Here is a 6,123-nt window from a genome sequence, read left to right on the forward strand (position 1 = left end):
ATTCTCGGATTTGCGCAGCTGATCGAATCCGGCACGCCCCAGCCAACGCCCTCGCAAAAACGCAGTGTGGACCAGATTCTCCAGGCCGGCTGGTACCTGCTGGAGCTGATCAACGAAATCCTGGACCTGGCATTGATCGAGTCCGGCAAGCTGTCGCTGTCGCTGGAACCTGTGTCGCTGGCCGAGGTCATGCTTGAATGCGAAACGATGGTCGAGTCACAGGCCGGCAAACGCGGCATTACCGTGACGTTTCCGAAATTCCCTGTGCCCTGCTTCGTGAATGCCGACCGCACCCGGCTCAAGCAGGTACTGATCAACCTGCTGTCGAACGCCATCAAATACAACACCAGCAGCGGAACAGTCGTGCTCAACTGCGTGGATCTGCCGCAAAAGCGCATCCGTATCTGCATTGAGGACACGGGCGAAGGCCTGAATCCGGCCAAGATCGACCAGCTCTTCCAGCCTTTCAATCGCCTGGGCCAGGAGGCCAATACCGAACAGGGCACGGGCATTGGCCTGGTAATGACCAAGCGGCTGGTTGAGCTGATGGGTGGCGTCATCGGCGTGGAAAGCGTTGTCGGAAAAGGCAGTGTGTTCTGGATTGAAATGGACGTCACCGAACAGCGGGAATTCCACCCCGAACTGGCAACCCTGGCCCCGGCCTTGCAACGCCAGGTGCCTACAGATCCCCGCGCCCACACCCTTTTGTATGTAGAAGACAACCCGGCCAACCTGATGCTGGTGGAAGACCTCATCGCGCGCCGCTCCGACATCCGGCTGCTGTCGGCCCGTGACGGCATCAGCGGCATCGCGATGGCCAAGGCCTCGCAGCCGGACATCATCCTGATGGACATCAACCTGCCGGGCATCAGCGGCATCAAGGCGGTACAGATTCTGTGTGCCGATCCGTTGACTGCACACATTCCGGTGGTGGCGCTCAGCGCCAATGCCATACCTCGTGACATTGAAAAAGGCATGGAAGCCGGCTTCTTTCGCTACCTCACCAAGCCCATCAGGATCAATGAGTTCATGGACACCCTGGATTTGGCGCTGGCATTTTCCAAAACAAAGTCCATGCAGGCCCCCGTGCCGGAAAAAACCGCATGAACACCGAATTCGACATCCTGAACGGCAGCATCCTGGTGGTGGACGACCAGCCCGTCAATGTGCAGTTACTCGAGCAGTTGCTGGCAGGCGCCGGCTATACCCAGGTCAGATCCACCATGAATTCGCTGGAGGTAGCCGCGCTGCACGCAGAGCACCGCTACGACCTGATCCTGCTCGACCTGAAAATGCCCGGCATGGACGGCTTCCAGGTGATGGAAGCACTCAAGGAAGACCAGCACGACAAATACCTCTCTGTCATCGTGCTGACCGCGGAGCCGGCCCACAAGCTGCGCGCCTTGCAGGCCGGCGCCAAGGATTTCATCAGCAAACCGTTTGACCTGGTCGAAGTCAAGACGCGCATCCACAATGCGCTGGAAGTGCGCCTGCTGTATAAAAAGCTGGAAAACTACAGCAAGCTGCTGGAGCTGGCCATGCAACAGAGCACCGCAGAAACCGACGAAGCGCGAAGCCGCTAATAGCGTCTGGCTGGACCAGGCGGCCAGGCTCATCCCTCTAGTCTGCGGCCCGCATTTACTGCTTGAGCTTTTCAAGCAGGAAGTCGATGAACAAGCGCACCCGCAAGGGCACGTGCCGACCATGCGGGTACAGCAGTGAAAATGGCCGGGACCGCCCCGCAAAAGGCTGCAACACCTCTTGCAGCCGGCCCTGGCGCAAGTCTTCCTCGACGATAAAACGGTAAGTCTGCAGCAGGCCCGCGCCATGCCGGGCCAGCGTCACCCCACCCAGCAGGTCTTCCGAGCAGCAATATCCACCGCTGGTCGCCACCTCCAGCGCCTTGCCTGCATCGCTGAACAGCCACGGAATTTTCTGCCCGCTGCTGGGCAACAAAAACTGGATGCAGTCATGCTGCTGCAAGACCTCCAGCGAGGTTGGGGTTCCCGCCTGCTGCAGGTACGAAGGCGCAGCCACCACCACCAGCGCGGCATCTTCCAGCTTGCGCGCGACCAGGCCTGAGTCGGGCTGTGCGCGCCCGCGTATGGCCAGGTCGTAGCCCTCTTCGGCAAAGTTGACATTGCGGTTGCTCAGGTTGACCTCAACCTGCACGGCTGGATAGAGAGCCCGAAAAGCCGGCAGCAGAGGCAGCACGCGGTAATGCCCGTAAGGCGTGGGCAGGCTGATGCGCAGCACGCCGGCAGGCACCAATTGCTGACCCGTGGCTTCGCGCTCGGCCTCCACCAGCTGCCCCAGGGCCTGCCGCGCCTGCTCAAAATAAGCGCGGCCGGCCTCGGTCAGCCGTATCTGCCGCGTCGTGCGCGTGAAGAGCCGCACGCCCAGCCTTTCCTCCAGACGCGACACCGAGCGGCTCACGGCAGCGGGCGTGAGGCCGGCACTGGTTGCCGCCGCCGTGAAGCTGCTGAGCTCTGCCGCAAGGCAAAAAAGCTCAATGCTTCCCAGCTGAAGATCATCAAATTGACGGCTCATGGTTTTGATTTTCTATGGATTATCTATTACGCCATGTAACTTATGAAGTTAATCAACCTCCATTTATCTCCATGAACATCATCAATAGCATGAGGCCTTCCCAACTAACTTGCTCAAGGAATCCCATGAAACTGTTTTTCTCTCCTGGCGCCTGCTCACTGGCACCCCACATCGTTCTGAAAGAAACGCAGCAGGCCTTCAAGCTTGAAAAAGTTGACACAGGCACCCACACCACCGCAGACGGAGCCGACTACTACGCCATCAACCCGAAGGGTGCCGTGCCGCTGCTGGAGCTCGAGAGCGGCGAGCGCCTGACAGAAGGCCCCATCATTGCCCAATACCTTGCCGACAAGGCAGGCCGCGCCGACCTGCTCCCAGCCGCCGGCAGCATGGACCGCTACCGCGTGATGGAGTGGCAGAACTACATCACCTCGGAGCTCCACAAGACCTTCACGCCGCTGTTCAACCCGGAGCTGGACGGCAGCGCCAAAAAAACCCTGGCCAGCGTTCTGCGCAAAAAATACGAATGGGTCAACACCCAGCTGCAGTCCAAAGACTATTTGCTCGGCCAGTCCTTCACTGTGGCCGATGCCTACTTGTTTGCCGTCACAGGCTGGGCCAAGTACGTGTCGCTGGACCTGGCGGACCTGAAGCATCTGCAGGACTTCCTGGCACGTGTCGCCGGCCGGCCCGCCGTGCGCGAGGCCCTGAAGGCCGAAGGGCTGCTGGCATGAGCCGCTGGAAAACCACGGCCCTGACCCAAAGGCTGGGCTTGACGGCGCCGATTGTGCAGGGACCCTTCGGAGGGGGCCTTTCCTCGGTGGCGCTGACCGCGGCGGTCTGTGAAAGCGGTGGGCTGGGCTCGTTTGGGGTGCATCACCTGACAGGCGCGCAAATTGAAGAGACGGCCCAGGCCATACGCCTGAAAACAAAACGGCCTTTCGCCTTGAACCTGTGGGTGCCGCATGAAAAGAGCGAGGACCCGCCGCTCACAGATGCGCAGTTCGAGCAGCACCTGGCGCTGCTCGCGCCCTACTTCAAGGAACTCGGTGAACCCTTGCCGGCCCGCCCTGAACGTTTCAGCCCGCGCTACGAAGACCAGGTGCAGGGCCTGCTGGCGGCCCGGCCCGCCGTGTTCAGTTTTGTATTCGGCATTCCGTCGCTGGACATCCTGCGCCAATGCAAGGCGCTTGATATCGTGACCGTGGGCGCCGCCACAACGCCTGAAGAGGCGATAGCGCTAGACAGTGCCGGCGTCGACATGGTGGTGGCAACCGGCTTTGAGGCTGGCGGGCACCGCGTGTCCTTTCTCCGCCCGCCCGAAAACTCGCTCACCGGCACACTGGCGCTGATCCCCCAGGTGGTCGACGCGATCAAGGCCCCGGTCATTGCCGCAGGCGGCATTGCGGATGGGCGCGGTATTGCAGCAGCCCTGGCGCTGGGTGCCCAGGGCGTGCAGATCGGCACAGCTTTCCTGGCCTGCGTCGAGTCATCTGCCAGTGACATCCACCGCGAAAAGCTATTCAGCGCCGACGCCAGGTACACCGCCCTCACCCGCGCCTTCAGCGGGCGCCTGGCGCGAGGCATTGAAAACCGCTTCATGAACGAGCTGAAGGCGCATGAAGGTCACATTGCGCCCTACCCGGTCCAGAACTGGCTGACAGGCCAGATGAAACCGGCGGCCATTGGCCAGGGCAGAACAGACTTGATGTCGCTTTGGTCCGGTCAGGCCGCACCACTGCTCAGGCACCGGGATGCGAGCTCGCTGATGCAGGCGCTGCAGCAGCAAACCGACGACGCGCTAAAACGGATTGCCGGGTCAGTCTGACCCTCAAGCAGGATTTGTCTGATGACAGCGCATGACGATGGATTGACTGAAGGTGCCTGATTGAGGTGCAGTCACCTCAATGGAAATCGCGGCTCGATGTGCCCAGCCGCCCCAGCATCGGCGTGAGGTCTTCGAGCCGATGCGCCACCAGGTTGCGCACCGCGCCGTAACCTTTGGCGCTGCCGCGTTCTTCACTGCGCTGCCACGTGCCATACACCGCCAGCAGCCGGGCGTGCAGCACCTCGCCGCGTTGCGCCTCCCGCAGCGATTTCCAGATGATCACATTGACTGGCCCGGTCTCGTCTTCCAGTGTGACAAAGATGGTGCCCTTGGCGGTTTGCGGCTGCTGGCGCACAGTGACGATGCCGCAGCCGGCCACCTCTTCGCCGTCGGGCAAGGCATTGAGCTCGCTGGCGCTCAGCAGGCCTTTGCGTGCCAGCCTTTCCCGCAGCAGGGCCACCGGGTGGCGCCGCAGCGTGAGGCCGGTGGCCTGGTAGTCGAACAAAATGTTTTCGCCCTCGGGTGTGTCGGGCAAGGCCAGCGGCGTTTCGTGCGTGGGTACCGATTTGAGCAGGCGCGGCGCCAGTTTGATGGCTGAAGCGTCCCACACCTGCTGGCGCCTGTGGCCCGACAGGGGCAGTAGGGCATCGGCGGCGGCCAGCGCATTGATTTCGAGCGTATTGAGCCGGGCGCGCGACACCAAGTCTTCCGTCGACGTGAAAGGCGCTTGCGCCCGCGCATCCACCAGGCGCAAGGCGGCCTCCTCGCGCAAGCTGGCCACCAGGCGCAGGCCCAGGCGCACTGCCGGCTGCGTCCCTGCAGTCAGCACACCCTGCGGCTCCAGCGTGCAGTCCCATTCACTGTGCATGACGTCCACTGCGCGCACCTCCACCTGGTGGCGGACCGCGTCTTGCACCAGCTGGGACGGTGTGTAAAAACCCATGGGCTGCGAATTGACCATGGCCGCGAGAAAACAAGCCGGCTCATGGCGCTTGAGCCAGCAGCTCACGTAGACCAGCTTGGCAAAACTGGCGGCATGGCTTTCCGGAAAGCCGTAGTCGCCGAAGCCCAATATCTGGCTGAAGATGCGCTCTGAAAATTCAGCGCTGTAGCCGTTGTTGACCATCGCATTGACCAGGCGGCCATGAAAGCGGTCTACCCCGCCCTTACGCTTCCAGGCTGCCATGGAGCGGCGCAAATCGTCGGCCTCTCCGGGCGTGAAGTCAGCGGCGATCATCGCGATCTGCATGACCTGCTCCTGGAAAATCGGAATGCCCAGCGTGCGCTCCAGGGCCGGGTTCAGCGCCGGGTATTCCGGCACGACATCTTCACCCCGCCGTTTTTTGTCGCGCGCCTTCAGGTACGGGTGCACCATGCCGCCCTGGATGGGCCCCGGCCGCACGATGGCGACTTCCACCACCAGGTCGTAGTAATTGCGCGGCTGCAGGCGCGGCAGCATGGACATCTGGGCCCGGCTTTCAATCTGGAAAACGCCCACCGTATCGGCTTCGCAAATCATGTCGTAGGTGGGTGTGTCGTCCGGCTCGATCTGATGCATCTCCAACTGGCTTCCTCGTGCCCCATTCACCAGCGCCAGGCAGCGCCGGATGGCCGACAGCATGCCCAGCGCCAGCACATCCACTTTCAGCAGGCCCATGGCCTCCAGGTCGTCCTTGTCCCACTGGATGATGCGGCGGTCTTCCATCGAAGCCGGCTGCACCGGCACCAGCCGCGTGAGCTTGCCC

General features: G+C 62.0%; 6 protein-coding genes. 4 read left to right on the forward strand and 2 right to left on the reverse strand.

The genetic code is table 11. The annotated features are described in order from the left end of the window. Nucleotides 1–1,107: hybrid sensor histidine kinase/response regulator (locus AC1D1P_RS11810; RefSeq protein ID WP_477673103.1), on the forward strand; the 1,107-nt coding region annotated here is incomplete at its 5' end. Next, nucleotides 1,104–1,583: a response regulator gene (locus tag AC1D1P_RS11815; RefSeq protein ID WP_457282734.1), complete on the forward strand. Its 480-nt coding sequence runs from the start codon at nt 1,104–1,106 to the stop codon at nt 1,581–1,583. The genes AC1D1P_RS11810 and AC1D1P_RS11815, both read left to right, overlap by 4 nt. Nucleotides 1,584–1,638: 55 nt before the next feature. Here AC1D1P_RS11815 and AC1D1P_RS11820 read toward each other — a convergent pair whose 3' ends face one another. Next, nucleotides 1,639–2,550: a LysR family transcriptional regulator gene (locus AC1D1P_RS11820; RefSeq protein WP_477673104.1), complete on the reverse strand. Its 912-nt coding sequence runs from the start codon at nt 2,548–2,550 to the stop codon at nt 1,639–1,641. 125 nt (nt 2,551–2,675) lie between these two features. Here AC1D1P_RS11820 and gstA point away from each other — a divergent pair, with 125 nt between their 5' ends. Both gstA and AC1D1P_RS11830 read left to right on the forward strand, forming a co-directional pair. Further along, nucleotides 2,676–3,284, forward strand: coding sequence for a glutathione transferase GstA (gstA, locus tag AC1D1P_RS11825; protein WP_477671678.1), 609 nt, complete (start codon nt 2,676–2,678; stop codon nt 3,282–3,284). Next, nucleotides 3,281–4,378 carry an NAD(P)H-dependent flavin oxidoreductase gene (locus AC1D1P_RS11830; RefSeq protein WP_477673105.1) on the forward strand — a complete coding sequence of 366 codons (1,098 nt, stop codon included), beginning with the start codon at nt 3,281–3,283 and terminating at the stop codon, nt 4,376–4,378. The genes gstA and AC1D1P_RS11830 overlap by 4 nt, the downstream gene beginning before the upstream one ends. A gap of 76 nt (nt 4,379–4,454) precedes the next feature. On the opposite strand, the gene AC1D1P_RS11835 is transcribed toward AC1D1P_RS11830, so the two are convergent. After that, nucleotides 4,455–6,123 (reverse strand): helix-hairpin-helix domain-containing protein (locus AC1D1P_RS11835; protein WP_477673106.1); only part of this gene is annotated, 1,669 nt, incomplete at its 5' end.

Source organism: Polaromonas sp. P1_E1_2 (assembly GCF_056406035.1).